The following is a 24,947-nucleotide window of genomic DNA, read 5'->3' on the forward strand; positions in this document are numbered from 1 at the left end:
CGCCGTCGAGGCGAGGGCTGCGACCTGAGCCAGGCCCGGTGACGTCCCCGTCCCCGTCGACGTCACGAGGCTCGGCCGAATCGATACACCTAGGCTCTACCCGTGTCCGACCATCAAGATCCTTTCGCTGTTTGCTATCCCGCCCTCCTGCCGTGGGCGCAGGCTTCCCCTCAGGGCGGCCTTCACAGTGCGGTGAGGGCCGCCGTGGAACGTTCGCTTGTGGTGCTGTGGGGCCACGTGGATCCGGAGAAACCGGCGACCGACACCGACGTCCATGCGATCGTCGCCGCCCGTGACGCCTACACCCAGGGTTGGTTCGACGCCGTGATCCGCCCTGTGTTCCCCCGTCCCCCACACGACTGGGGCCGGTCGCCCTCGCTGGGGACATGGCTGGATGCCTCGCGCAGCCGCGCCCCGGGCAGGGCCTTCCGTCACACCATCGCCGAGAACCTGGAGTTCTTCGCCAGATTCGAGTTCCAGTCCACGCTGGACCTGGTGAGGTACGCCGAGCAGGCCGCCCGAACAACGACGGGTACAGCGCGGCAGCGGGCTGCCCGGGCCACTGCGGGGGCTCTGCGGTGGGCGTGGGCCCGGCACTCCGACAGGCTCGGCTGGGACGACGCCGAGTGGTACCAGTACATCGAGGTGAACGAGCTGATCGGCTGGACGACGGCAGCGCTGGAACTTCCCGGGGTGAGGCCGACCCAAGCTGCCGAGCGGGTGGAACAGATCGCCGAGCAGGCCTGGGACGGCTGGTCACCGTGGACGTCGGATGAATTGCCGGCACCGTTCATCGCCCACGCCGCGCAAGCCGTGGCGGACTGTGTCACGACAAGCACGGCCACGTCTGCGTCTTCCTCGGCACTCCCGCCGCAGCCGCCGTCGCCCTCCGGCTCCGAACGTGATCGACCGGACAAGTCCGGCTCATCAACGGCGATGGGAGAGACCACGAACGCTGGGCCGTCGCGCAAGGGGCCATGACAGCGGCCGAACCTGCGAGCGGGCCGCGGCCAGACCTCGAAGTGCACAGCCTGTGCCCAGGCGACGAGTTGGTCGGGGTGGGCATGACCGGTGGTGACCTTCTCCGTCGCGGTCACGGCGCCATCTGCCGGACGTCCCGTAGTCTCGCCGCCCGGCTCGCGTCGCTGCTGTGCGGGTGTCCGGGGGCGGTCTTCGGCTACCTCGCGTACGCCGCCAGGAACATCGCCAGCAGGCCGTCCACCGCGTACTCGTCGATGGGGAGGTCCGTCACGAGCCGGCGGTAGTACAGCATCCCGCGGGTGGCGCCACCATCAAGCGCGACCATATGCCTGAGCACTGACACCAGTCGGCCTGGTCCACAGCGCCCATGTGTGACCGACGCGTGGTTTCGTCTGAGCAGTTGGGAGAGTCTCAAGGTTTCCGCTGGTCACGACGCTGCCGGAGCCTCACCCCGTCATGCCCTCCGGAGCCGTGTGTTGAAGTCGTCGGAGGCCGCAGGCGCGACAGGCCGGCCCATCTCTGGGGCGTCGGGGTCACCAGAAATGGCCAGTGACAGCCTCTCAGATACTGGTTGGGGTGGGGTTGGCAGAAGGACCGCCTGGTGGGCAGAAGGGGCGTCACTTCCTGCACAACAGGAAGCAGGAGCAACGGGCCGGGAGCCAAACGGGGGGCCACCGGGGGCGGCGCGGGACGGATCGACGTGGACCAGCATGGACGGTCGGGGATCTGAACTGGCGGGCACCAAGCCAGCCCGAGAACGTCCCAGGAGGGGGCTCCTTACCTCTGAGGTAATCGCACCGCCCAAGCGCCCTCGGCTACGTTCTGGCCATCGCTCACACCCCTGAACAAGAGGAGCCCCGTGGTGCCCGCTTACGGTTTCGCGCATCTCCGCAGCCGCCGGAATCACTCCGACGTCATCGAGTACCTGGAGCGCATCCAGGAAACCCTCGCCCCCTTCGCAGGTCGCTTCGTCATCCACGGTGCGCCGGCCGAGGTCGTCGAGGGCACGTGGCCCGGCAGCATGGTGCTGATCGAGTTCCCCGGGCTCGACGAAGCCCGTGCCTGGTACGACTCTCCGGCCTACCGGGCCATCCTGCACCTGCGTACCGACCACATCGAAGGCGACCTGCTGCTGATCGAAGGTGTCGGCCCGAACTACCACCCGGCCGAACGGGCCCGCAAGCTGCAGACGGAAGCCGGCCGAGCGAGCCAATCGACCTCGTAGTCCACACGCGATGCGCCATCCGGGGCGGACGAGGAGATGCGGCCCGTACCCGCCCGTACCCGCCCGAGGCCGACCGGGTTCAGTCCGATGAGCCCGTTGAGGCCGCCACGGCGTCGTCCCAGGCGTGGGGGCTCCGGTAGTGGTTCCCGTGTCCTGCGGCGAGCACGGACCGGAGTTCCGGGAGATGGCGGGTGTCCGCGGGGAGTTGCAGTCGCGCGAGGAGGGCCAGTGCGGCCGTCGGCTCCAGGTCGCCGTATACGTCGTGGTAGCAGGGCAGTAAGCCCTTGAACAGCGGCATGTGCAGGTCGTGGAGCTGTACGGCGGCGTCGTACGCCTTCTGCTTCATGAGCCAGGGCACGGGGCCCGAGCAGGCCAGAACCCGGCCGGCACGGCGGAGCAGGTCGTCCGATCCCTGTGCCACGACGTGGTCGATGTCGTTCCCCAGCACCTCGGCGAAGGCCGTCGCGGCGGTGTCGTGATCCTCGAACCAGTCGACCCAGAGCGAGTAGGTGACGGCTTCGGCGTCCCGATCCGCCTCCAGCCGTCGGCGATAGCCGTCCCACAGCATCTCGGCGGGCAACGGCCCCTCCGAGCCCCGGTCCGCGAACCGGATCTCGCACGTCACCCAGTACTCGTCGAGAAGGTCCAGCATTCCGAAGGCCATCCGCACCTGCTCGGCCGTGTCCATGTCTTCATCGGCGAACACCTCGCAGGCCCAGGAGTGCGCGATCTCGTTGGCGGTGAGGGGCCGTTTTGGCGCCTCGGCGTCGACCCACCTGTCACCGACCTCGACAACGCCCCGCTCGGCGAGCCAACGCCGCGCGTCTTCCATGGCTTGCGTCTCCATACGAAAAGTATGACAAGCCGGCTCTTGACCGTGACCGTAATCGTGATCGTGAAGGTGATCGCGGCAGGAGCCTCCGCGGCGACTCCTCAAGCCGTCAACGAACGAGTCCCGTTGACGGGGCTTCGCGATTCCGCCGTGGTGACGGCATCGGCATGGCGCTGGAGATGGGCGCCTGTCATCGGGACCGAAAGCGCCGGGTCCCTGGCCGGCAGCGCGACATGTGGGTCCGCGTGCGTGGTGGGAGCGGTGACGGGCGGGAGGTTTTGGCGGGCAGGTCCAGGACAGGACGGCAGGTGTCGGAGTCCGCGAGGATACGAGCCGGACCGGTCTCTCCACGGGCCGGCCGCGCCCGCGTGCGGCGTTGATCCGTCGCTCACCGAGAGGACATTCGCTCCATGTGGTCTTCCATAGTCGCCGTGGTCGGCACCCTGGCCGGCGTCCTGACCGCCGGACTCCTCCAACATCGCGCCGCCCGGACCGCCCGCGCCGAGGACCGTGCCGATGCCCGCCGTCAGGAGAAGCTCGCCGCAGTCACGAACCTTGCCACCGCCCTGGACGCCCACCGGTCAGCGATGTTCCACCGGGAGCGCCTGAGCATGACCGATGGTCCCGACGGCGCCGCCGACCCCGAAGCGCGGCTGGCAGCCCAGACGACCTCCCACGACACCCGCGCGGCGATCACCGCGCCCCTGATCCGGCTCCAGGTCCTGGTGCCCGAGCTGACCGCGCCCGCCCAGGCCGCAGCCGATGCCACGTACGCCCTGCGCAATGCCACGACCACCCCGGAGCTGAACGCGCTGCGCCGGGCCGCGAAAGCCACTGCGGTCGCCTTCGTCGCCTCGGCTGCCGCGCTGCTCACCCCCGACCACCATTGATCCTCAAGGGCGTTGTCGCCTGACGATCATGCGCTCCGGGCCGGCCGGCGGGTCGTCGCCCCGGTCCGGGTGGAGCGCGGTTTCGTCACCCGCCTTCGAGTTCCCGGCGCACGGTGGCGGCGATGCGGGTGAGCGCGGTCTCCAGGTGGCGACGCTGTGCGGTGCTGAGGGGATCGAACACGAGCCGTTTCACCTGCGCGACGTGTTCCGGTGCGCTCTCGACGAGCTTCTGCCGGCCGGCGTCGGTCAGGGCGGCGAGGGTGTATCGACCGTCGCCGGGGTCGGGGCGGCGGGCGACCCAGTCGCGGGCTTCGAAGCGATCCATCAACTTCGACAGGCGGGGCTGGGTGCTGTCGCTGACCCGGGCCAGGTCGCTGAGCCGCATCGTGCCCTCGTCGGCCATGGACAGCTGGGCCAGTACCCCGTACTCGAAGTTGGAGATGCCCGCGTCTCGTTGTAGCTGGCGGTCGAGGGCCGCGGGGAGGGCGATGACGACCGTGAGGAGCGCCTGCCACAGGTCCTGCTGGTCGTCGTCGAGCCAGGGCGACTGAGTGTCCATGAGCCCCATCATACTTGCCCGGGCAACTCGAATCACTTGCCCAGACAAGTCTCAATGGGCTACGTTTTCACTTGCCAGGGCAAGTCAAAATACTTGCCTGGGCAACTGAAGGAGCTGATTTCGATGACCCATGCGAGCAGCCTGACCTCGCCGAACGGCCTCACCTCCCCGAACGGCCTGACGTCCCCCGTGCCCTCGCGACCACCGGCCGCGGCGTACGACGACCTCCTGGCCCGGGCCCTGCCACAGGCGCGCGAGCAGCGGGTGTGGGAACCCTCCGACGGGCCGCTGCCCAGCCTGTTCGTGAGCCACGGCGCCCCGTTCACCCTCGACGATCCGCAGTGGCTCGGCGACCTCTTCGACTGGGCCCGGTCCATGCCCAAACCCCGGGCCATCGTGGTCGTCTCGGCCCACTGGGAACGGGCACCGGTCGCGATGTCCGCAGCCGCGGCCGGCACCCCGCTCTTCTACGATTTCAGCGGCTTCCATCCCCGCTACAAGAGCCTTCCCTACGCGACCCCGGACGCCACCGACCTGGCTCGGCGACTCACCGGCCTGTTGGGCCGGACGCCGGTGCACGAGTTCGCCGACCGCGGCCTCGACCACGGGGCCTTCATCCCGCTCATGGCGATGTATCCCGCGGCCGACGTCCCGGTGGTGCAGGTGTCGATGCCCAGCCTCGATCCCGGCGCCCTGCTCGCGCTCGGGGCACGCCTGCGGCCGCTGCGCGACGAGGGCGTCCTCGTTCTCGGCTCGGGTTTCATGACGCACAGCTTCGCCGTCTTCCGCCGGCCGGAGCTCGCCGCCGAGACCACGGCCTTCGACGAATGGGCCGTGGACGCCCTCGCCCGGGGCGACGCCGACGCCCTCACCGACTACCGCGACAAGGCTCCCGGCGCCGCGGTCGCCCATCCGACGGCCGACCACTTCGTCCCGCTGCTGCTCGCCGTCGGCGCCGCCGACGACCCCGGCAGCGCCGTGAGCGCCATCGACCGCATGGTGATGGGCAACTCGACCCGGTCGGTACAGCTGACCTGAGCGCGTCGACGCGCTTCACCTTCCGTCTGATCGCCTCATGTGCGGGCGACGACATCAACACGCCATCAACACACCTTGGAGGAAAGTGCCATGAAGGCAATGCGTTTCCATGAGTTCGGTGACAGCGAGGTCCTGCGCCAGGAGGACATCGACCGCCCGGTACCCGGCGCCGGACAGGTGCTGGTGCGGGTGGCGGCCACGTCGTTCAACCCCGTCGACGACCCCATCCGCGCCGGTGTCCTGGCCGAGATGATCCCGATCGCTCTCCCGTACGTGCCGGGGATCGACCTGGCGGGCACCGTCGCCGAACTCGGCGCGGACGTGACCGGCCTGGAGGTCGGCGATCGGGTCGTGGCGATGCTGCCCCTGGACTCCGCCGGCGGCGCCGCCGAGTACGTGCTCGCCCCGGCCGAGTCCCTGGCTCCGGCGCCCCGGACGACCGAGCTGGTCGACGCCGCGGCGCTGCCGCTGACCGGCCTGGCGGCCTGGCAGACGGTGTTCGAGCTCGCCGGGTTGAAGCCCGGTCAGACCGTCCTGGTCAACGGGGCGGGGGGCGCGGTGGGCAGCCTCGTGGTACAGCTCGCCGTCGACGCGGGAGCGCACGTGACCGCCGTGGACGGCCCGCAGCACGCCGACCGCCTTCGGGGGTACGGCGTGGACCGGGTCGTCGGCCCCCTCGACCTCGGCGCGGGCCCGGCCGCCGTGGGAGGTCCGTTCCAGGTCGTGGTGAACCATGTACGCGTCTCCCCCGAGGAACTCGCGCAGCTCACGAGCTACATCGCCGACGGCGGGGTCGCCGCCAGTACGGCCGGCCCGATCCCGGAGGATCCCGCTCGGGGGGTGCGCAGCGCGAGCCTGTGGGTTCGCGGCGACGGAGCCCAACTGACCGAGTTGGTCGCCAAGGTTGATGCCGGCAAGCTCCGGCTCCACGTGGCCGCCCACCGCCCAATGGCCGATCTGGCCGCCGTACACGAGGACGCCCGCGCGGGCCGGCTGCCCGGCAAGACGGTCGTACTCGTTCCCTGAGCACACGCTGATCGCACCTGGCCGCACCCTGGGTGCACCCTGGCCGCACCCTGATCGCCGGATCGGGCCGCCCGCCGTCAGCGCTCCCGCCGGTGGGTGGCCCGGACGTTCAATGGGGCTCCGGGGGACACCGCGCCGATCGGCCCTGGGTGTGTGGGAGCCGCCTCGTACTCAGCTCTCGGCAGCGGCCGCTTCGTCGTCGAGGAACGCGTCGGCGATGGCGCGCGCACGGTCGAGGTCGGTGATCGGTTCGCCGATGACGCGCCCGGCGAGTTCGGCGGCCAGCCCGAGGACGTCCTCGCGGAGCTCGGCCGCGGCGATCACCCGGTCGGCCTCCAACTGCACCGTGGCCGCGGCGATCATTTCCTCGCGCGCCTTCTGCCCCTCCGCGCGAACGGCGGCGAGGAGGGCGACCCCCTCCTCGTGTGCAGCCTGGCGGATCTGCGAGGCCTCGTGACGGGCAGCAGCCAACTCCGCCTGGTACTCGGCACGAGTGCGCTGCGCCTCCGCCTGGACCGCCTCGGCCCGCTCAAGCGTGCCCGCGGTGGCCTCGTCACGCTCTGCGAGGGTGGTCTCGATCCTGGGGAGGAGGACCTTGGCAAGGGCGACGAACACCACACAGAAGGTGATGAGGCCGACTATGAGCTCGACGAGATTCGGCTTCAGGGGTCCCATGACCCGATCATAGCGACACCCCACTCGTCCCGGCATCGAGCGGAAGTGCCCGGATGGCTCGAAGTCGGCTGCTGTTCAGTGCATGTGAGTGACCGTCATTCCTTGCGGGCCGACCCGTTCGCCGGACCGGCTCCGCCCCCTCGCCACCTTCTCGGTTGCGGCGGGCGGACCGGCTCAGGCCTCGGGCGGGCCGTCGGAGATCGCGTGTACTTCGACCGGATCGTTGCCGGGCTTGCCGTCGGGGCCGGGGCAGGCGGATGCCCGTGCGGCGATCTCCAGGGCCCGTTCCTCGTTCCGGACGTCGACCACCCAGTACCCGGCCAGGATGTTCTGCCCTGCCTCGGCCGGTCCGTCGGTCACCTGCGGCCGTCCGTCGCTCCCGGCCCGTACCGTCTTGACGCGGGAAGGACCGCCGAGGCCTTCGGCCTCCACCCATTCACCGGCGGACGTGATCTCGTCGTTGAGGGCGTCCATGTGGTCGAGCACGGCCTGCATGGCGTCCTTGGGGTACGCCGACATGATGGTGTCCCACTCGGCGGCGGGCATGTTCATCTGGATCATGTACTTCATCGTTCTGAATCCTCTCGGTTGGTTGGTCGCTCGGATGTCTCGGTGAAGTTGGTCCCTCGGTCCGGTTCACGCATCGCGCGGACTCGTGGGAGCCGGCCGCCGTCACGTCCCGTCGATGCCCGTCGTCAGCGGAGCGTCGACGGCGTCCAGTCCGGGGCGCGTCCGCTCAGCCCGATGGCCCGGTGCAGGAGCGGGGCGTCGTCCGGTACGGGCACGACGGGGCCGAAGATGCCCCCGTCGCGGCCCTGCTCTCCGGCCGCTGCCAGGAGGAAGGTGTACGAGGCGCTCAGCGCGGCGGGGTCGGGTGCGTACTCCTGGTCGGTGGCGCGTGCCAGGTCCCAGCCGTGCACCACGAGCTCGTCGGCGGCCACGGCGCCGGCGATGTCGCCGGGCAGGTCCACGCCACCGGCGCAGGTCATGCCCGTCCACGCGGCCGGATCCTGCCAGGCTTCGGCCAGCTCACCGAGGGTTCGCGGCAGGTCCTCGCGCCAGGAGGCGGGCAGTGAGGGGGCGACCGAGTCGGGGGCCGTGTCCGTCGTCGGGCCCAGGTCCTTGCGGGCGGCGTCCCGGAAAGCGATGGAGAGGCCCAGCAGGTGGCCCAGCAGGTCACCGACCGTGTAGTCGGGACACGGGGTCCGGTCGGTGAGCCGGGCGTCCGGGACGCTCGCCGCGAGCCGGGCGAGGATCCGGGTCTGGGCCCCGAGGTCGAGAATCGTCGTTTCGGTCATCGGTCGCTCCTCCGGGGACGATGGGTCTGAACGGTAGACCGACGGCGAGGGCCGTACTCATCGGCGCGCGGGCGGTGAATCCTGCCGATCACTCCGGCGGGGGCGATGGTCGCCGCCTGGGGCCGCCGGGACACGGCCGTGGTAAGGGCCGGATTGACCGTGATCGTGGCGACGACCCTCGCCACGATCGGGACCGACCCCCGCGGGCCGGTCGAAGCGCGGGGTGCGCGGCGCGCGGCGCGGCTTCGGGTGGGCCGCATTCGGACGCGTCGGGGCCGTTTGAGGGGCAGGCCCCGAACCAAGGCTCAAGGGCAGGCCCCGGCCCACGGGCAGTGCGTGAGCCCGTAGGTCACGGACGCCGGACGTGGGCCGGGGCTCAGGTTGGGTCCGGTCAGGACTCGGCGGCGTCGCCCGCCACCCGGCGTCGGACCTGGTCCTCCTGTGCGAGACGGCGCAGCAGCTCGAAGACCGGGGCGCAGATCGCGAACACGATGACCGCCCGCTCCGCCAGGGCCACCGGGTCGTCGAGGCCGGCCGCGCGCTCCAGGTCCAGGCGGGCCACCGACTCGGCGAGCCTCGCGTAGGCGGCGAGCTCGCCCGGGGCGTACTGCGCGTCGAGCCGGCGCAGTTCCTCCAAGGCCGCCGTCAGCCCTTTCACGTGCGGTGACGTGCCGGGCGCCTGCCAGTCCAAGGCCGCGAGCAGTTCGGCGACCTCGGTCCCGACGGTCGTGTCGGCTTGCCCTTCCTCCGCCTTTTCCTCGTCGCCCGCGGGGCGACGACCCGCCACCGGCACGGGGAGGGCGTAGCTGATCGCTCCGAGGGCGCCCTCGGAGCTTTCGGCCTGATCGACGGCCCCGAGCACGTCGCGGGTGGCGGCGATGGTGAGACCGCCGAGCGTGGTCAGCGCCTTGATCAGTCGGAGCCGCTGCGCGTGCTCCTCCCCGTACTCGGCGATGGTCGCGGCGGTCGCTCTCCCCGCCGGCAACAGCCCTTGCCGCAGGAAGTACTTGATGCTGGCGACCGGCACGCCGGTGCGGCGGCTGAGCTCCGAGATCTTCATGCGGCTTCCCTGCTGGTCTCGCGGTCCAGTGGCCGTCGGCGGCGATTGGACACCACAACAAGATACTGCCAGTATCCAGTAGCTGGATACCTTAAGTATCCAACGTACGAACGCCGCCGCCGCACCGGAGAATCGATGCCTCAGCCCATACCTCCGTCCGTGCTCCGCCGACCCCAGTTGTGGATCGGAACGGGCCTCATCGCCGCAGTGGTCTCGATGCTGTTCGCCCTGCTCTACGTCGGCGGCAACGTCAACCCCAAGGGCAATCTGCGCGACCTGCCCGTGGCCCTGGTCAACAGCGACAGCGGCGCCGACGTCAACGGCCGCCGGATCAACCTGGGCGAGCAGGTCGTGTCGGGGATCGAGAAGGCCGCCAAGGACGACCGGAGCATCGACTGGCAGGTCCTGAGCCGCGAGGAGGCCGACAAGCGGCTGGGCAAGGGCAAGCTCTTCGGCGCCCTCGTCATCCCCGCGGACTTCTCCGCCTCCATGACCGGTCTCACCGCCCCGCAACCCGCAGCCCAGGGCAAGGCCACCGCGCCGAAGCTGACCGTGCTGACCAACCAGGCCGCCGGCAGCATCGGCTCCTCCATGTCCTCCCAGGCCGCGCAGAAGGCCGCTCACGCCGCCTCCGCCCAGCTCGGTCAGGAACTCCTCAAGCAGGTCGGATCCCAGAAGGCCCCGATCCCGACGGCCGCCCAGCTCAAGCTGGCCGACCCGGTGACCGTGAACGTCGCCGACGGCCACCCCGTCGGCTCCCGCAGCGCCATGGGCCTGAGCGCCTTCTACTACGCGCTGGTACTGGTCGTCTGCGGCATGCTCGGCGCCAACGTGGTCAACTCGCAGGTCGACACCGCGCTCGGCTACCTGCACACCGACTTCGGCCCGGTCCGCAAGCGCGAACCCGTCCAACACACCAGCCGGGTCCGCACCCTGGCCATCGGCATCGCGCTCATGCTCGGCCTGTCCCTCGTCATGGGCAGCCTGGTCGAGGTCGCCACCGTCGGCATCCTCGACATGGACGCTTCCCACCTCGGCCTGCTGTGGCTCTACTCGGTGGCCACCATCGCGGTCGTCGGCGTCGGCAGCCTGGCCCTGTTCGCCGCCTTCGGCACCCCCGGCATGCTGCTGGCCACCATCGTGTTCGTCGCGATGGCTGTCCCCTCCTCCGGCGCGACCGTGCCCGTACAGGCGCTGCCCGGGTTCTTCCGGGGCCTCTCCGAGTTCGAGCCGCTGCGCCAGATCACCGAGGGCCTGCGCTCCCTGCTCTACTACGGGGCCCAGGCCGACGCGGGCCTGACCCGGGCGTGGACCTCCATGGGAGTCGCCCTCGTCGCCGCACTGGTCTTCGGCTTCGCCGTCACCCGCCTCTACGACCGCAGGGGACTGCACCGCATCCCGCACCCCGAGCCGGTGACCGGCACCGACTCGGGCGCGGACTCAGGCTCGGGCTCGGAGACGGACTCGGGCACGGAAACGGGCACGGGCACTGGAGCGGGCACGGACACGGGCACCAAGTCCGAGGCCTCGGCTCCTGCCACGGCCTGAGGGACGCACCGAGCGCCGTGACACAGAGCCCGGTGGAGGTGGAGGGCCTCGCAGGCACTACGGCGAGGTCACCCCGGTCGGCGGATCGGCCTGACGATCCGCCGGGGCGAGGCCCTCGGCCTCCCCGGGCTTGACCGAGCGGGCAGGAGCACGACGGTGGAGATCCTCCGGGGCCACCGGGAGCGGGGCGGCGGCGAGGTGTCCGCGCTCGGCGCGGACCCCGCGCCGGCTCGATGTGGCGCTCGGCGTCATCGGCGATACGGAGCTGCCGCAACCGCGCAACCGCCCCGTTCGCGGCGCCCGTCCCCCTGCCGGCACTCGTACCGATCCCAACGACGGGTGTCCGCGACGGTGCGGCCGCCCTGGATCGCCTCCGCTTCGGGTGCCCGACCGGCCCACTCGGCCCTGCCAACCCCTCCCGCATGGTCGAAGCGCGAGGACGACGGGCAGAGCTCGCGGTGGACGAGGACCGCGACGCAGTCACCCTGGGGGAGGTCAGCGAGCGCTGCCGATGGCGCGGTCGGCGTCGGAGCCGCTGAGCATCAAGGTGGTTTCCTCGATGCGGTGGAAGCGGCCGTCGGGGGCGAGGTCGGCGAAGACGTAAACCTCCATGGTGACGGTGCTGCCGTCGTTCTTGGTGATGTGGCAGGTGTGCCGGTCGGCGTACTTGTCGCCGTCGTACAGCTCGTCGTGGACCTCGACCCTGCCGCCGGCGACGATGCCCCGCAGGTGGCCGATGTGGTCGAGGAACTCCGCGCGGTCCGCCCACTGGCCGTCGGTGCGCTGGCGGTACCCGGGGGTGAAGTGGCGCTCGGCGGCCTCCTCCAGGGTGATGTCGCGGTCGAAGAGCAGGTCGTTGAGGGCGGCTTCGATTCCGGTGCGGTTCATCAGGACTTCCTTGTCGTGTGGGGTCGTACGGGAGGACCGGGCCTGCGGACGGGGATGCGCGAGTGCCGGGTGCCGGGTCGGGTGCCGGGAGTCGGTCGGGTGCCGGGAGTCGGGTGTCAGGTGTCGGCCGGCCGGGTGGTCAGGCGGCGGTCGCGAGGGTGGTGTCGAGCCAGTCGTAGATGCGGGCGAGGGCCAGGCGCATGGCGCCGGGGTGGCAGTGCGCGCCGGCGCCCTCCTCGGCGGTGAACAGCATCAGGGTCTTGGGGCAGGTCAGGCGCTCGTAGAGCTGCTCGGGCTGGCCCTTGAAGAACTCATCCTCGGCGGCGTCGCACACGAGGGTGGGGCATTGGATCAGCTCGGCGATGCCGCCGGCGAGGGTGTAGTCGAGGTAGGAGGCGCTGAAGGCCCGGGGAGTGTCGACGCCCATCACGTACATGCCGTGGTTGATCGCCCACCGGGCGGTGGCGTCCTGGGCCATGATCTCCTCGAAGCTCCCGTCGAGTTCGGGGGCGGAGTCCGCGCGCAGGAGCCGTTCGGCCTGGTCCCGGTCTCCCGGGATGTTGCGGACGGATATCTGGCCGAGGTCGTACACACCGTCGACGGCGATCACGGCGGCGAGGCGGTGCTCGAAGGCGGCTGCCCTGGGGGCGAGCAGGCCGCCCATGCTGCTCCCGAAGAGTGCGATGCGGTGGTTGTCGACCTCGGGCAGTGCCTCGGCGAAGTCGACGACCGGGGTGATGACGTTCTCCCAGTCCGGGCGGAAGACCATGCCCTGGTGGTGGCGGGGGCCGGGCTGCCCGGGACCGTCGAAGGTCAGGACGGTGTACCCGCGCTCCACGGCCGCCAACGCGCCGCTGAAGTGGAGTTCCTCGGCGGTGCCGTCGAAACCGCTGTGCATGATCAGGGTCGGGCGGGGCCTGCCGGTGTCGTCGACCCGGTAGAGGTAGCCGGGCAGGGTGGTGCCCTCGTAGGGGATGAGGACCGGTTCGATACGGGGCGTGTGCAGCGCGGCGGCGGCCTGGAAGCAGGCCACGCTGCGGTCGTAGGCGTGGTCGTGGCGGGGGTCGCACGGGGAGCCGTGCTGGAAGAACTCGGCCGACCGGTAGTAGTTCGAGGCGCGCAGGAATCCGTCCCGGGCGCTGACGGTGTGGCCCGCGTCCAGGGCTCGCTGTGCCTCGTCGGCCACCCGGTCGGCGGTCGCCGTCCACTCCTCGTACCAGCTGTCGTAGTCGCCTTCCTTGATGCGCGCGCTGGTGGAGACGACCTCGCCGAAGTCGGCGCCGCCGTAGGCGATGTGGCTCATCGAGCGCAGGGTCTCGTACCAGAACTGGGGGTTGCCGGGGAACAGCAGCGGCTTCATCACACTCTCCTTAAGCACAGATCTGTGCGTATGGCAGGACTGTAGACCCCCCGGGCACCAATAAGCAAATAGTTGTGCTTAGCGCTTACGATGGGTGCGTGACTTCGAACCAACCGGCCCCGCGCCTGCGCAAGAGCCCCGAGCAGGTCCGCTCAGCCGTCCACCAGGCCGTCATCGACCTGCTGTCCGACCCCCAGGGCGCGGACCTCACCATCCCCGCCGTCGCGCAGCGCGCCGGCGTGAACCACACCAGCGTCTACCGGCGTTGGGGCAGCCGGGAGGCGCTCCTCGCCGACGTGGTCGTCACCCGTCTCGAACGGGACTGGCCGCTCGCCGACACCGGCACCCTGCGCGGCGACCTGACGGCATGGGTCGAAGCGGGCGTCGCGAGCATCCGCACGCCCGAGGGGCGACTCCTCATTCGCGCCGTCGCCCTGTCGATGCCGGGCAGCGCCCCGGCGCAGGGGGAACGCGCGGGGCAGTTCGAGCGCCGCATCGGGGCGATCGAGCGCATCCGTGACCGCGCCACCGCCCGCGGCGAGGTCCCCCCGCCGCTCGACCAGATCCTCGACCAACTCGTCGCGCCGCTCTACCTCCGGGCGATCTTCGGCATCGACCCGCCGGCCTCCGGCTACCCGGAACTCCTCGTGAACCGCCTGCTCGGCAGCACGACCACACCGCGGCCTGCCTGAGGGCCGTGGGCCACTCCCACTCCCCCGGCCTCACGCCCGCGCCCGCGCCCGCGCCCGCGCCCGGAGTGAGGCTCGACCTGCCCCTCAGTCTGCTTCAACCCCGACTTTCGGACGGTCGCGCCGAGTACGCAAACCCCACAGCGTATGTCCCACAAGTGCCACGGCGGCGAGGACGGCAAGCACGCGAATCGTGCTCCAGGTGACTTCGGGAACGCGCCCCGCAGTGGCCGCCTCCACGTCCAGGCGCAGCGATGTCTCATAGAAGGCGATCAGCGGAATCAGCAGGCGGAACGAGAGGCCTGCGATGCCGGGTATGCGCGCCAGGTTTCCGACGAGCCCCACCGGAGCGCCGAAGACAAAGGCAGCCGCTCCCCAGACCAGGATCCCCGATGAAGCACTCCCCAAGTTCGGCTCGGGCGCGCCGTCCATGCCGATCGGGGCCACGGGACTCAAAGCCTTGCACAGGTAGTAGACGACCACGCCGATGGCCAATGCCGAGGAGGACAGCCACGCCGCCTTGACTTTTGATTGACAGGAACAACCGACCAGAAAGGCAAAACAGGCCCACGACCAACCCCCGGAGAACACGTGGTTCACGACGTGGAAGACCGGGTTGTCGACCTTGGCCGCGAGGGCTCCCAATGCGCCGATCGCCGCACCCGCTGCGAGGGTTGCCAGTAGGCGCGCCAGGCGCGCCGGCGAAGGATTCAATGGCCGGTTCCTTGTCTCGCGATAACCGCTGACGGGGGGGTGCGATCTTGCGTGTTCTTGATGATCATGTAGGAACTCGGGCGCGACGCCAAGACGCGCCAACCCCGGGGCGGACCTGCCCGCACGCGTACGAGCTGCCACGCCGCTGCCAAGTCCTCATGACACGACGCTTGGAGCTCCGTTCCATCACCCGACGCAACGTGGAAGTCCAGCAGAGCCGGAACTCCGTCGCGGACGGGCCGTGCGCAGGCCGACGCCGATGACGTGACGATGACGTCCACCTCCACCACTACCGGAGGGTGGCGGCGACCATCGGGCGCCCGCGGGTCGATGGGTAACCCCTGTTCTGGTGGAGCGACGTGAGACCGGGATGTGGTCCTGCAGCGGAACGCGGGCACCATGCGATCGGGAATCGGGAACCGGGAAGTGAGGGGAGATTTCCTCTGCATCACTCCCGCCGGCCGGGATGGTCGGTGATGATGTCCGTGTGACCCGCCGCATCGACACCCTGGTCTCGGCCTTCGGCGTTCTTGCCGGCGCGGTGCTGCTCGTCGGCGCCCTTCGGGAGCATCGCACGGGGGCATCGGCGGTGTGGATCGCGGCCGGTGCCGTGATCTTCTTCAGCGCTCTCTGCGTGCTTGTACGCGATGTGCGACGACTGCGCGCGAGGCAGACCACCTGACGAGGGCACCGTCCTTCACCGGACCGGCCCCTTATCGCGGGGCGGGGGCGTCGATGATGTTGCCCTTGTCGTCGAGGGTGTGGGTCCGCCAGTACACGTCCCAGGAGTCGTCGACGTGCTCGGGCACCTTGCCGTCGGGGTACCGCGTGAACCCCTCGGGCGGCGGCTTCCCGTCCGAGACGCAGGCGGAGCCGGTGCCCCCGACCGTCATGACCGGGTACTCCCCGCCACGGCAGATGGCGTCCTTCATCGAGCACCCGGCCAACGTCGCGGCGAGCGCCGCAGCGGCGAAGAGGACGCTGATGCCGCTCTGGTGACGGCGCGTACGGAATGTGATCACGTCGGTCTCCTGTCGTCCGGGGACATATGCCCAGCGTGCGCCGGCGCACGCGCGAGCCGGCGCACGACGGACGGTGCACTCTGTTCCCATCCATGGGGCTGCCGGATGGTCTCGAACAGTGAAGGTGCCGCGGGCGCGGCGGGTCAGTCGAGACAGAACTCGTTGCCCTCGATGTCCTGCATCACGAGGCAGGACTCGTTGAATCCGTCGGCACGCAGCAGTCGCACGCGTGCCGCGCCGAGCGGGAGCAGTCGTGCGCACTCGGCCTCAAGGGCGGCCACCCGCTCCTCCCCCACGAGCCCGGTGCCGACCCGGACGTCGAGGTGCAGCCGGTTCTTGACGACCTTGCCCTCGGGGACGCGCTGGAAGAACATGCGCGGGCCCACTCCCGAGGGATCGACGCATGCGAACGCCGCACCCTGGCGCTCGGGCGGCAGTGCGCGATCGAAGTCGTCCCAGGTGGCGTACCCCTCCGGCGGCGGTGGTACGACGTACCCCAACACCTCACACCAGAAACGAGCGACCCGCTCGGGCTCCGCGCAGTCGAAAGTGATTTGGAACTGCTTGATCGACACCATCGGGCCATCGTAGAGGCCCGGGGTCGGCCGCATGCGTCGCTACGCCCCCGGCCGATGGTCGCGCTGACGGCCCCACCCGCGGCGCGGTGTACCGGACTTCGCCTCCTGGGCGGTTCGCTCCGCCCGTGGGCCGACCGGCCACGGGTCCCACGGTCGTGTGGTGGGGCGGGACGCGAGGGGGCCGGGGGCTCATGGCGTGTGCCACGAGCCCCCGGCCCCCCTTGGAGTGCGTCGGGTCAGCAGCGACCGGCCGGCCGGTCGCGGACGACGAGGTCCGTGGAGCCGGTGGTCGCGTCGATCCAGGCGACCTGGCGGCCGGCGCCCGCCGCCGGGTAGCTCTGTTCACCGCGGTTGCACGAGACGCGGTCCTGGCGGGACCCGTCGGTCGTCAGCTGCCACAGCTTGGGCAGCGACTCGTTGCGGTACTGGGTGTCGGGCGTCCGGGCCACGACCGTCAGCGCCTCCTCGGAGACGGTGAGGTCGGAGGCGATCAGCGCGCCGGGCTTGTGCTCGCTGCTGACCATGACGGTCCCGGTGCCGTCCAGCGCCGAGCGCAGGATCGTCATCTGCCCGCTGTCGCCCTCGTTGGTGTCGCTCAGCCAGAACACGTGGTTCCCGTTGACCCCGGTCTGGCCCAGGCTCACGGCCTCGTCGAGCTGCTCGGCCTGCGTGGTCTTGCCCGAGGCCAGGTCCAGGATCTCCACCCCGAGGCGGTAGGTGCCGTCCTGCGGGTAGAGCTTGGCGTAGGCGAGCTTGTCGCCCTTGACGGACGGCAGGGCGGTGATGATGTCCCAGTCCTGGCCGTCCACGAAGACGGGCGCCTTGTCGGCGGGGCGCTGGTAGCCGACGTGGCGGCCGCCGAAGATGTCGTACTCCTCGAAGACGACCACGCCCTTGTCGATGCGCAGGCCCGAGACGCCGGTGGTCGAGCTGTAGAGCTTCTTGACCGGGCCGCCCGCGATCGGTCGGGAGAGGATGTCGACGGAAGTGGTGCCGTAGGCCGTCCAGACGGCCGTCTTGCCGTCGGTCGCGGGCGCCGTGTGGAAGCGCCCGTCGTTGGGGCTGATCACCTTCGCCGCGCCCTTGCCGTCCATCCGGCCGGCGTAGACGGAGTAGGGCTCGGAGCCGTCGTCGTTGGACTTCGAGACCGTCCACCACCCGCCGCCGGCGCCCACGCCGCTGTCGGTGGTGTTGAGCTTGCCGAACAGGGAGTCGCTGTCCACGCCCAGGGCCTGCTCCCAGCCGGGAACGACGCCGTGGGCGTTGAAGGCGCGCTTGACCGTGTTCTGTTGGCCGGCGGTGACGCCCATCGACTTCGCCGCGGCGAGTACCGCGTTGCGGGCCTCGGTGAAGCCGTCGACCGGAGTCATGTACTCGGTGAGGGCCTTGTAGACGATCTTGTCGGCGAGGGTGCCGCCGAGGTCCTCGCGCATGTCCCACAGTGCGCCGGAGAAGATCGTCGAGTTCAGGTGCACGCCTCCGTTGTCGGTGGCGAAGGAAACACCCAGGAAGCTCTTCGACGTGGTGGCGCCGTCGTTGAGGTCACGCAGGGCGCAGTCGGCGGCCGCCTTCGTGCGGCACAGGTTCTCCCCGATCAGGCCCGCGGTGGGGTCGGTCATCGGGATCCCGTTGGCGGTGACGTCGATCGCGTTGCCGAAGTAGTCCGCGAGGGCCTCGTTCAGGGCACCGGACTGACCGGCGTAGACGAGGTTCGCCGTGTGCTCGATGACGCCGTGGGTCATCTCGTGGCCGACCACGTCGGTGTCGGCGGAGAGCGGCTTGTACTCCTTGTCGCCGTTCCCGTACACCATCTTGGCGCCGTCCCAGAAGGCGTTGGCGTACGGCATGCCGTAGTACGTCACACCGACCAGCGAGTTGACGGTCATGCCGCTGCCGTCGAGGCTGTCGCGCCCGTGGGCGTTCTTGTAGTAGTCGTAGACCTGTTCGGCGTTCCAGTGGGCGTCGACGGCCCCGGAGTCCGTCGCCGCGGCGTCGAACTCGGCGGTGGGCGAGGAGAACATCTTGAGGTTGCCGGGCCACTTGCCGGAGACTTCGGAGACCGACCGGCCGCGGGCGTCCCAGGTGGCCAGCAGGTTCTTGGACGTGCCCCGCATGCGGACGGCATCGGCCATCACGAAGGATCCGGCGGTCTGGTCGTAGGCGATGGACAGCGGGGTCTTGCCGCCGTTCAGCCGGGTACCCGATCCCGCCTCGGGGAACAGTCCGGACGCGTCACCCGCCGGGCCGTCCGCGGCCGGGGCGTCCTTCGTGTCCTTGCCACTCACCGCGTCCGGCGCCGTCATCGTCTTCAGGGCGCTGTACTGGAGTGCCGGATAGCCCGACGTGGCATCGACGTACACCTCGCGCAGCACCGGCTCCCCGGTGCCGGGCGCGCTGCCGCGCACGGTGACGCGGTAGGCGAGGACACCGTCTCCCTTGGGAAGGATGACGAGCCCCTTGGCCTCACCGGCCAGCGGAGCCTGGGCGGCGTCGTGGCCGCCGGCCCGCGGAGCCTGGCTCTTGCCGAGCACGGCTCCGCCCAGCTGGTGGATGGTGGCGGACACCGCTCGTTGGACGGCGAGCTCTTGGCCGACCTGCGGGGTGACGCCGGCGGTGAGGCCGGTGAAGTAGTGCCCGGACGTGCCGGTGACCACCCGCTTGCCGTCCTGCTTCTGCATCCGCACCACGTACTGGCCGCCGAGGACCTGCACGCCGTGGTGCTTCTGCTGCAGGCGGACCGTCTCGTCCGCGCCGCTGTTCACCGTCGAGACGGGAGTCAGGTCACCGACCGCCTGCGGGATCTTGTAGCGGCTCTTCTTCGAGGCGAGGTGCTGACGCGCCGCGTCGGCGGGAGCCGCCTTGGCGTCCACGGGTTCACGTATGCCCTCGACCAGGACGGGGGTGTCGGTGTCCCGTCCCGAGAGGACGCCTGACCCTCCGTCAGTGGGGTCGGTGGCCTGCGCGGGTGACACCGTCAGTGTCAACGCGGCGGCCAGCAGAGCCGCGATTCCGGTGCCGGAACGGAGCGATACGCGCCATCCTCTGTTCGCGACTGCGGCCGGTGCCGATGAACGTGTGCCGGGCTTGCGCAAGACGTCTCCTCAACGGTGGGTGCTTGGATCAATGCGTTACGTCACGGTCATGCAAGCCCGCTCCACAGCCTTTGCACAGCCTTCGACGCCCCTCAGAAGTGGCCACGCACACTTGTGGGCAGTCTGTGAAGAGGTCAGAATCCCCGACATGATCCATACCGACCCGTACAACCCGGGCCTCGGATGGCCCGAGGAGGACGCCCACAAGGCGCTCCTCGTTGCCGGTGCCGGCGATGCCGCTCAGCTCGACGCCCTGACCGGCGTCGGCAAGCCGGGACCTGACAGGACGCCGGCCCGTCCGGCCGGACAGGTCGTCACCACACCGCTGCCGGGAGAATCCCCGGAGCCGGCCACCTCACCGGCCACCACCCTTCGGCTGCTGGTCCGACGCCGCCAGGCACTGCTTCGTCAGGAGTCCGCGGAACTGGAGCGCCTGTGCACCTACGCCGACGGACTGGCCGAGCGGCCATCCGCCGTCCTCGGAGCGGGGCGCTCGGGCACGCCCGAGATCCTGTCGGGCGCCGAGGACATCACGACGCGCGTGCGGCACATGCTCGCCGCCGCCCGGAGCGAGGTACTCATCCTCGACAGACCCCCGGGCATCAGAGGATTACCCGATCCGGCGCCGGACGGTGAGGCGCTCGGGCCCGCCATCGGGGACCTGCTCGACCGGGGCGTGATCGTACGGACCGTCCTGGACCGTGAGTGGATGAAGCATCCGGGCCGGCCACAGACCCTGGGCGCACTGACCGAACGCGGCCTTCAGGCCAGGGTGGGCGCCCACCTCCCGACGAGGCTGATCGTCGTCGACCGCCACAGTTGCCTGCTGCCGCCGTCCGCTGCCGGCGACGGCGCGGAACCCGCGCTCGTACCGGGTGGAGCCCTGCTGCGCAGAGCCGTCCTGCCGCTCTTCGAAACCCTGTGGGACCGTGCCACACCGGTCGGCAACCCCGACAGCCATCTGACCACGTCCCAGCGGGAACTGCTGAGTCTGCTCGCCTCGGGCCTGAAGGACGAGGCCATTGCCCGCCGGTTGGGCATTCACGTGCACACCGCGCGCCGCCGCATCAGCGGCATGCTCGACGACCTCGACGCGGGCACCCGCTTCCAGGCGGGCGCCCAGGCCGTCATCCGCGGCTGGCTCGACCGGGCCGCGGAGGCCTGACTCTCGGCCGGCAGCTGCCCGGGTCGCCTCGCCCGTCGATTCCGGTCACGTTGTCGGGTACGGGGTGTCGGGTGGGGTGCTCATCGAAACGCCGCCCCTCAGCAGGGCGGGTACGGGATGTCGTGCGACCTGGCCGCGGTCACGATCGCCGCCTGGGGCCGGGACATCGGTGTGCCGTCGGAGAGCAGGGGCTCCACCGGGTCCACGATCTCCCCGAGTTCTGATCGCAGCGCGCCGGACGACGACAACACGGACACACGGTTGGTCGGCGCGGGAATGAGGGTGCCCGCCTGCCTCACGAACGCCACGAAGCTCTCGAAGTCGCGCTGGTGGGTGAACGGCTCTTCGAAGTCCGTCAGCGCCGGGTATCCGTCCGCTCCGACGAGGGTGTAGGCCAGGGTGGCCAGCCGATAGCGCCTCGTGGGCTCAAGCGCCTTGCCGTCGATGTGGACATTGCGGGGATCGACGCGGTTCCCCACGCCGGCGCCGGAGTTGAAGCTGTAGCGCACGTTCTTCGACACGGCGAACGGCGCGTACTGTATGCCCCCGCCCTCCTTCGTCGTCCACTGTTGCTCCAAGGCGTCGTGGATCTGTTGGCCGGTGACCCAGACGCTGACGACCGGGTCGCCGTAGCCCACGCCGCGCCAGGCGCGAACGAACGGGATCGCCCCGTTCGTGGCAGGGTCGTGGACCAGGTCACCGGCGATCACTGTCTGCCCGACCCGGGGAGCGAGTGCCACCATGGCCAGCTGCGCCGGGATGTTCGGGTGGCAGTTGCCGTTGAAGTTCTTGTCCGTGGGCCGGCTGCCGGCCCACAATGCCCAGTCGGCGACCAGGTCGCCCATGGTGCTCTCCCCCGCGGCGTTCCGCGCCCGCAGGAACGAGCCGCGCTGCCGGCCGATCGTCGAGTTGGCCCGGGTGGTCGCTTGTCCGTTCCAGTACGAGACGACCTGCCGCATCTCGGGGTCCGGGGCGATGCCGGTCCGCGTGTTGGGGTGGTTGGTCGACACGGTCAGCTCGCGAACCACCTTGCCGGTACGTGGATCCAGCTTCAGGTTGATCTCGTTGATGAGCTGGCCGTGACAGCCGGCCTCCACGAAGGGCCGGGGCACCCCGTTCGGGTCGGGCAGCATCATGTTGAAGCGGGTGTGCCAATGGCCGGTGACGATGACGTCGATGTCGGGCGAGGCCTGGAGGGCGAGCTCGTAGGCCGGGCCCGAGGGGTTGAGTCCCCCGTTGAAGTCGCCGCCCGCGACCGCGCCGTCGTGCATGCTGAGCACGATGGCGTTGACACCGCGCTTCTTGAGGAGAGCGGCCAGCCGATTGACGGTCTGGAGCTCGTCGCGTGTCTTCACGGCGGGCAGGTAGGCCGTGCTGGAGGACTCCGTGCCGATGGCTGTCAGGTGGATGAAACCGACCGGGATCTTCTCCCCCCTGGGACCGTCGACGTACCTGATGTTGTACGCGGGGAGGACGTCGGCCCCGTCTCCCCGCCATTGCACGTTGCCGCTGTAGAAGGGGAAGTCCGCGCCGGGGAACCGCCGGCCGGCCGAGTCGATGAACGACGTGTCCTGACCCACCACCGGGAAGGGGACGCCCTCCTCCATGTGCCGCGTGATCATGGCCGGTGACTTGTCGAACTCGTGGTTGCCGGCGGTGGAGAAGTCGAGCTTCAATAGGTTGAAGGCTTCGATCGTGGGCTCGTCCGCGAAGACGGCCGCATCGAACTCCCACCCGGAGAAGTTGTCGCCGGGACTGAAGAAGAGGGAGTTCGCCTTCCCGTCCCTGATCCGCTTCAGGTGGGCCGCCATGTAGGCGACCCCGCCGACCGTGTAGGTCTGGCCGCCGTTGCCATGGATGGTGGAGTCGCCGCCGGGTGCTGCGGCCAGATATCCGTGCAGGTCGGTGATGTTCAGCAACTGGACGTCCACGTGGCCGTCGGCGTCGCGGACGTCCCGGGCGTGGTCCGACGCGTATGCGGGAACGCCGGTTGCCACGGTGGCGCCGACGGCGCCCATGGCAGTGAGGAAGGAACGCCGACCGGCCCCGACGTCGTTCCACGACTTGACTGTCTTCGGCAGACTCATGCCCTGACTATCGCGCGGCGATTCCTCGCGGACGAGGCCGTTCGCCCGTTCCCCACAGGTCTTCATCCGCAGGGCGCCAGGCTGCAACTTCCGATGCCCCTGGAGGTCGTTCACCTTACGGCGCCGGCCTTCGTCGAAGTCGTAGCCTTGCGGGAGAGCGGGTCCCGGCCGAGCGGGGTCTCGCACCAGGGACGCGGCGGGCACCCGAGCGTCATGGGCTTCCCGGAGGTTCGAGGATGAAGTACGCACGTGTTCGACACGCCGCCCTGGCCGGGCTCGTCCTCCTCTCCATGGCGGCTTGCGGCCAGGGCAGTACCCGGACTTCGCCGACTTCACCGACTCCGCCCGCCGCGACGACGCGGCCGGTTCCGGCCGGGAAGGCGTCCGCGGCGGACTTCAAGCGGTTGGAACGCACGTACGCCGCACGACTCGGGGTCTACGCGGTGAACACCGGCACCGGGCGGGAAGTGGCCTACAACGACAGCGAGCGGTTCGCCTACGCCTCCACGTTCAAGGCGTTCGCCGCCGCCGCGGTCCTGCGGAAGCACTCCCCGCACGACATGGACGAGGTGATCAAGTACTCCAGGGATGACCTGATCGACCACTCACCCGTGACCGGGAAGCACGTCGAAGCCGGGATGACTTTGCGTCAGCTGTGCGACGCCGCCGTCCGCCACAGCGACAACACCGCGGCCAACCTGCTGTTCGATGCCCTCGGAGGTCCGCAGGGCCTGGCAGCCGCTCTCCGAGCGGTGGGCGACACCACGACCCGGGTGGAGCGCCGCGAGCCGGCACTCAACCAATGGTCCCCCGGCGCCACACCCGACACCACCACCCCCCGAGCCTGGGCCGAGGACCTACGGGCCTTCGCCCTCGGAGACACGCTCGGAAAGGACGAACGCGCACAGTTCGTGAAGTGGTTGCAGACCAACACCACCGGCGACGAGCTCATCAGGGCCGGTGTCCCGAAAAGCTGGGTGGTCGGGGACAAGACGGGTGGCGGCGGCGTCCACGCGGTCCGCAACGACATCGCCGTGGTCTGGCCCCCCGACTCCGCTCCCCTCGTCATGGCCATCATGTCGAATCGCGGTGCGGAGGACGCCGACCACGACAACAAGCTGATCGCGGAAGCGGCGTCCCTGGTCACCAAGGCGCTGACGTAGAGCACGAGCCCTGCCTAGGGCGTCGTCACTTTCGCGGTGTCGGCGGCCGGGGGGTGGGGGTGGTCCAGGGCCGCGGGCAGTTCCGACCTGCGGCGTATGCCGAGTTTTCGGTAGGTGCTCGTCAGGTGGGTCTCCACGGTGCGGCGGGCGAGGTGCAGCAGGTCGGCGATCTCGGTGTTCGTCCGGCCGGCGGCGGCCAGGTCCGCGATGCGGCGCTCGCTGGCGGTCAGGGCCCCCGAGCCGGTTCGCGACGCGGTCGGGACGCGGGCGCCGCCCTCGCGGAGGGCCTGCTCGGCGAGGGCGAGGAGGCGTAGGCCGCCCTTGCGTTCGGCCAGGTCCGCGGCTTCGCGGAGCCGGTCGCGGGCGCGTCCGCGTTCGCCTGCGGCGTGGAGTTGACGGCCTTGGGCGAGGAGGGCCTCGACGAGTTCCATGCCGGCGTCGGCGGGCGCGTCCCTGAGGGTCTCGACCGCTTCCTCGGCGAGGTGCAGTCCTCGGCGGCCTCCGGTGGCGGCGCCGAGGACGCGCAGCGCGCGGCCCACGGTGCGGGGGGTGTTCCAGACGCGGGCCAGCCGGAGTTCCTCGGTGGCCAGGGCCAGGGCCTCCTGGCTGCCGCCGAGTGCGAGGCGGCACTGGGCGACCGCCGTCCGCCAGGGGGTGACGACCGGGCTGTACACCTCGCGGGCGCTCTGGCGGCGGCCGCACTCCAGGAAGTCGTGGAGGGCGCCCGCCGGGTCGCCGGCGGCGAGGCGCTGTACTCCCCGCGCGTAGAGGAAGCGGTTCAGCTCCCATGATTCGGGGGCACGGCTGAGGTCGAAGGCGTCGGCGAGCCGTCGGGCTTCGTCCGAGCGGCCGGTGTGGACGAGTGCCATCAGTACGTGGGCGTCCCGGTTGGAGGGTCCGCTGTGGGCGTGGGCGGCGACGGCCGCGCCGCGTCGTGTGGCTCCAGAGCGGCCGGTTCTACGCGGACAGTCGCGGTTTCGCCGGCGCCACCTCGTACGCCGGCGGGCAGGTCACCTTCCACCACGAGGTGGGCGTCCCCGGGCACGACGTGGGAACC

At 70.4% G+C, this 24,947-nt stretch carries 25 protein-coding genes and 1 pseudogene; 10 read left to right on the top strand and 16 right to left on the bottom strand.

What is annotated here, in order from left to right; genetic code table 11:
• Window positions 1-102 precede the first annotated feature (102 nt).
• The gene (locus OTB19_RS27680; RefSeq protein ID WP_267801224.1) at window positions 103-981 is read left to right on the top strand and encodes a hypothetical protein; all 879 of its coding nucleotides are present in this window, start codon (window positions 103-105) and stop codon (window positions 979-981) included.
• A 196-nt stretch (window positions 982-1,177) separates the two neighbouring features.
• Here the strand turns inward: OTB19_RS27680 and OTB19_RS27685 are convergent, their stop codons facing one another.
• The gene (locus OTB19_RS27685; RefSeq protein ID WP_267801225.1) at window positions 1,178-1,306 is read right to left on the bottom strand and encodes a hypothetical protein; all 129 of its coding nucleotides are present in this window, start codon (window positions 1,304-1,306) and stop codon (window positions 1,178-1,180) included.
• A 537-nt stretch (window positions 1,307-1,843) separates the two neighbouring features.
• Here OTB19_RS27685 and OTB19_RS27690 point away from each other — a divergent pair.
• Window positions 1,844-2,206: a DUF1330 domain-containing protein gene (locus OTB19_RS27690; RefSeq protein WP_267801226.1), complete on the top strand. Its 363-nt coding sequence runs from the start codon at window positions 1,844-1,846 to the stop codon at window positions 2,204-2,206.
• Between the two features lie 79 nt (window positions 2,207-2,285).
• Here OTB19_RS27690 and OTB19_RS27695 read toward each other — a convergent pair whose 3' ends face one another.
• The gene (locus OTB19_RS27695; RefSeq protein WP_267801227.1) at window positions 2,286-3,053 is read right to left on the bottom strand and encodes a hypothetical protein; all 768 of its coding nucleotides are present in this window, start codon (window positions 3,051-3,053) and stop codon (window positions 2,286-2,288) included.
• Window positions 3,054-3,448: 395 nt separating this feature from the next.
• On the opposite strand from OTB19_RS27695, the gene OTB19_RS27700 reads away from it, so the two are divergent.
• Complete coding sequence (locus OTB19_RS27700) at window positions 3,449-3,928, top strand: protein kilB (protein WP_267801228.1); 480 nt, start codon at window positions 3,449-3,451, stop codon at window positions 3,926-3,928.
• An 85-nt stretch (window positions 3,929-4,013) separates the two neighbouring features.
• Here the strand turns inward: OTB19_RS27700 and OTB19_RS27705 are convergent, their stop codons facing one another.
• Entirely contained in the window at window positions 4,014-4,487 is a 474-nt protein-coding gene (locus OTB19_RS27705) for a MarR family winged helix-turn-helix transcriptional regulator (RefSeq protein WP_267801229.1), read from the bottom strand.
• Window positions 4,488-4,775: 288 nt separating this feature from the next.
• Between OTB19_RS27705 and OTB19_RS27710 the strand changes: the two genes are divergently transcribed.
• Window positions 4,776-5,525: a DODA-type extradiol aromatic ring-opening family dioxygenase gene (locus OTB19_RS27710; RefSeq protein ID WP_420716923.1), complete on the top strand. Its 750-nt coding sequence runs from the start codon at window positions 4,776-4,778 to the stop codon at window positions 5,523-5,525.
• A 90-nt stretch (window positions 5,526-5,615) separates the two neighbouring features.
• On the top strand, window positions 5,616-6,551 hold the full coding sequence (locus tag OTB19_RS27715) for an NADP-dependent oxidoreductase (protein ID WP_267801231.1): 936 nt from the start codon (window positions 5,616-5,618) through the stop codon (window positions 6,549-6,551).
• A 171-nt stretch (window positions 6,552-6,722) separates the two neighbouring features.
• On the opposite strand, the gene OTB19_RS27720 is transcribed toward OTB19_RS27715, so the two are convergent.
• The 4 genes from OTB19_RS27720 to OTB19_RS27735 form a co-directional block, all read right to left on the bottom strand.
• The gene (locus OTB19_RS27720) at window positions 6,723-7,226 is read right to left on the bottom strand and encodes a hypothetical protein (protein ID WP_267801232.1); all 504 of its coding nucleotides are present in this window, start codon (window positions 7,224-7,226) and stop codon (window positions 6,723-6,725) included.
• 174 nt (window positions 7,227-7,400) lie between these two features.
• Complete coding sequence (locus OTB19_RS27725; RefSeq protein WP_267801233.1) at window positions 7,401-7,796, bottom strand: YciI family protein; 396 nt, start codon at window positions 7,794-7,796, stop codon at window positions 7,401-7,403.
• A gap of 125 nt (window positions 7,797-7,921) precedes the next feature.
• Complete coding sequence (locus tag OTB19_RS27730) at window positions 7,922-8,524, bottom strand: TIGR03086 family metal-binding protein (RefSeq protein ID WP_267801234.1); 603 nt, start codon at window positions 8,522-8,524, stop codon at window positions 7,922-7,924.
• A gap of 391 nt (window positions 8,525-8,915) precedes the next feature.
• Window positions 8,916-9,584 (bottom strand): MerR family transcriptional regulator, encoded by a 669-nt coding sequence (locus OTB19_RS27735; protein WP_267801235.1) that lies wholly within the window; start codon window positions 9,582-9,584, stop codon window positions 8,916-8,918.
• Window positions 9,585-9,719: 135 nt separating this feature from the next.
• Between OTB19_RS27735 and OTB19_RS27740 the strand changes: the two genes are divergently transcribed.
• A complete protein-coding gene (locus OTB19_RS27740; RefSeq protein WP_267801236.1) occupies window positions 9,720-11,132 on the top strand; it encodes a YhgE/Pip family protein in 1,413 nt (470 codons plus the stop codon).
• A gap of 57 nt (window positions 11,133-11,189) precedes the next feature.
• Here OTB19_RS27740 and OTB19_RS27745 read toward each other — a convergent pair whose 3' ends face one another.
• The 3 genes from OTB19_RS27745 to OTB19_RS27755 all read right to left on the bottom strand — a co-directional run bounded on the left by OTB19_RS27745 (window position 11,190) and on the right by OTB19_RS27755 (window position 13,380).
• On the bottom strand, window positions 11,190-11,384 hold the full coding sequence (locus OTB19_RS27745; RefSeq protein WP_267801237.1) for a hypothetical protein: 195 nt from the start codon (window positions 11,382-11,384) through the stop codon (window positions 11,190-11,192).
• 243 nt (window positions 11,385-11,627) lie between these two features.
• Complete coding sequence (locus OTB19_RS27750; RefSeq protein WP_267801238.1) at window positions 11,628-12,020, bottom strand: nuclear transport factor 2 family protein; 393 nt, start codon at window positions 12,018-12,020, stop codon at window positions 11,628-11,630.
• Window positions 12,021-12,159: 139 nt separating this feature from the next.
• The gene (locus OTB19_RS27755) at window positions 12,160-13,380 is read right to left on the bottom strand and encodes an alpha/beta fold hydrolase (RefSeq protein WP_267801239.1); all 1,221 of its coding nucleotides are present in this window, start codon (window positions 13,378-13,380) and stop codon (window positions 12,160-12,162) included.
• A gap of 98 nt (window positions 13,381-13,478) precedes the next feature.
• Here OTB19_RS27755 and OTB19_RS27760 point away from each other — a divergent pair, with 98 nt between their 5' ends.
• A complete protein-coding gene (locus tag OTB19_RS27760; protein ID WP_267801240.1) occupies window positions 13,479-14,072 on the top strand; it encodes a TetR/AcrR family transcriptional regulator in 594 nt (197 codons plus the stop codon).
• A gap of 84 nt (window positions 14,073-14,156) precedes the next feature.
• Here OTB19_RS27760 and OTB19_RS27765 read toward each other — a convergent pair whose 3' ends face one another.
• The gene (locus tag OTB19_RS27765) at window positions 14,157-14,783 is read right to left on the bottom strand and encodes a hypothetical protein (RefSeq protein WP_267801241.1); all 627 of its coding nucleotides are present in this window, start codon (window positions 14,781-14,783) and stop codon (window positions 14,157-14,159) included.
• Window positions 14,784-15,270: 487 nt separating this feature from the next.
• Here OTB19_RS27765 and OTB19_RS27770 point away from each other — a divergent pair, with 487 nt between their 5' ends.
• Window positions 15,271-15,465, top strand: a complete 195-nt coding sequence (locus OTB19_RS27770; protein WP_267801242.1) for a hypothetical protein — start codon at window positions 15,271-15,273, stop codon at window positions 15,463-15,465.
• Between the two features lie 31 nt (window positions 15,466-15,496).
• Here OTB19_RS27770 and OTB19_RS27775 read toward each other — a convergent pair whose 3' ends face one another.
• From OTB19_RS27775 to OTB19_RS27785, 3 genes are all read right to left on the bottom strand, one after another.
• On the bottom strand, window positions 15,497-15,805 hold the full coding sequence (locus OTB19_RS27775) for an SCO0607 family lipoprotein (protein ID WP_420716922.1): 309 nt from the start codon (window positions 15,803-15,805) through the stop codon (window positions 15,497-15,499).
• A gap of 143 nt (window positions 15,806-15,948) precedes the next feature.
• Complete coding sequence (locus OTB19_RS27780) at window positions 15,949-16,383, bottom strand: VOC family protein (RefSeq protein WP_267801243.1); 435 nt, start codon at window positions 16,381-16,383, stop codon at window positions 15,949-15,951.
• 236 nt (window positions 16,384-16,619) lie between these two features.
• Complete coding sequence (locus tag OTB19_RS27785) at window positions 16,620-19,355, bottom strand: M4 family metallopeptidase (RefSeq protein WP_267801244.1); 2,736 nt, start codon at window positions 19,353-19,355, stop codon at window positions 16,620-16,622.
• A 268-nt stretch (window positions 19,356-19,623) separates the two neighbouring features.
• Between OTB19_RS27785 and OTB19_RS27790 the strand changes: the two genes are divergently transcribed.
• Complete coding sequence (locus OTB19_RS27790) at window positions 19,624-20,640, top strand: helix-turn-helix domain-containing protein (protein ID WP_267801245.1); 1,017 nt, start codon at window positions 19,624-19,626, stop codon at window positions 20,638-20,640.
• Between the two features lie 98 nt (window positions 20,641-20,738).
• Here OTB19_RS27790 and OTB19_RS27795 read toward each other — a convergent pair whose 3' ends face one another.
• Window positions 20,739-22,727 carry a bifunctional metallophosphatase/5'-nucleotidase gene (locus tag OTB19_RS27795; protein ID WP_267801246.1) on the bottom strand — a complete coding sequence of 663 codons (1,989 nt, stop codon included), beginning with the start codon at window positions 22,725-22,727 and terminating at the stop codon, window positions 20,739-20,741.
• Window positions 22,728-22,963: 236 nt separating this feature from the next.
• Here OTB19_RS27795 and bla point away from each other — a divergent pair, with 236 nt between their 5' ends.
• Entirely contained in the window at window positions 22,964-23,890 is a 927-nt protein-coding gene (bla, locus tag OTB19_RS27800; RefSeq protein WP_267801247.1) for a class A beta-lactamase, read from the top strand.
• 14 nt (window positions 23,891-23,904) lie between these two features.
• On the opposite strand, the pseudogene OTB19_RS27805 reads toward bla, so the two are convergent.
• Window positions 23,905-24,786, bottom strand: a pseudogene (locus tag OTB19_RS27805) (LuxR C-terminal-related transcriptional regulator); the annotation flags it as partial.
• Window positions 24,787-24,947: the final 161 nt, after the last annotated feature.

It is taken from the genome of Streptomyces sp. H27-H5 (genome assembly GCF_026627505.1).
Classification (GTDB): domain Bacteria; phylum Actinomycetota; class Actinomycetes; order Streptomycetales; family Streptomycetaceae; genus Streptomyces.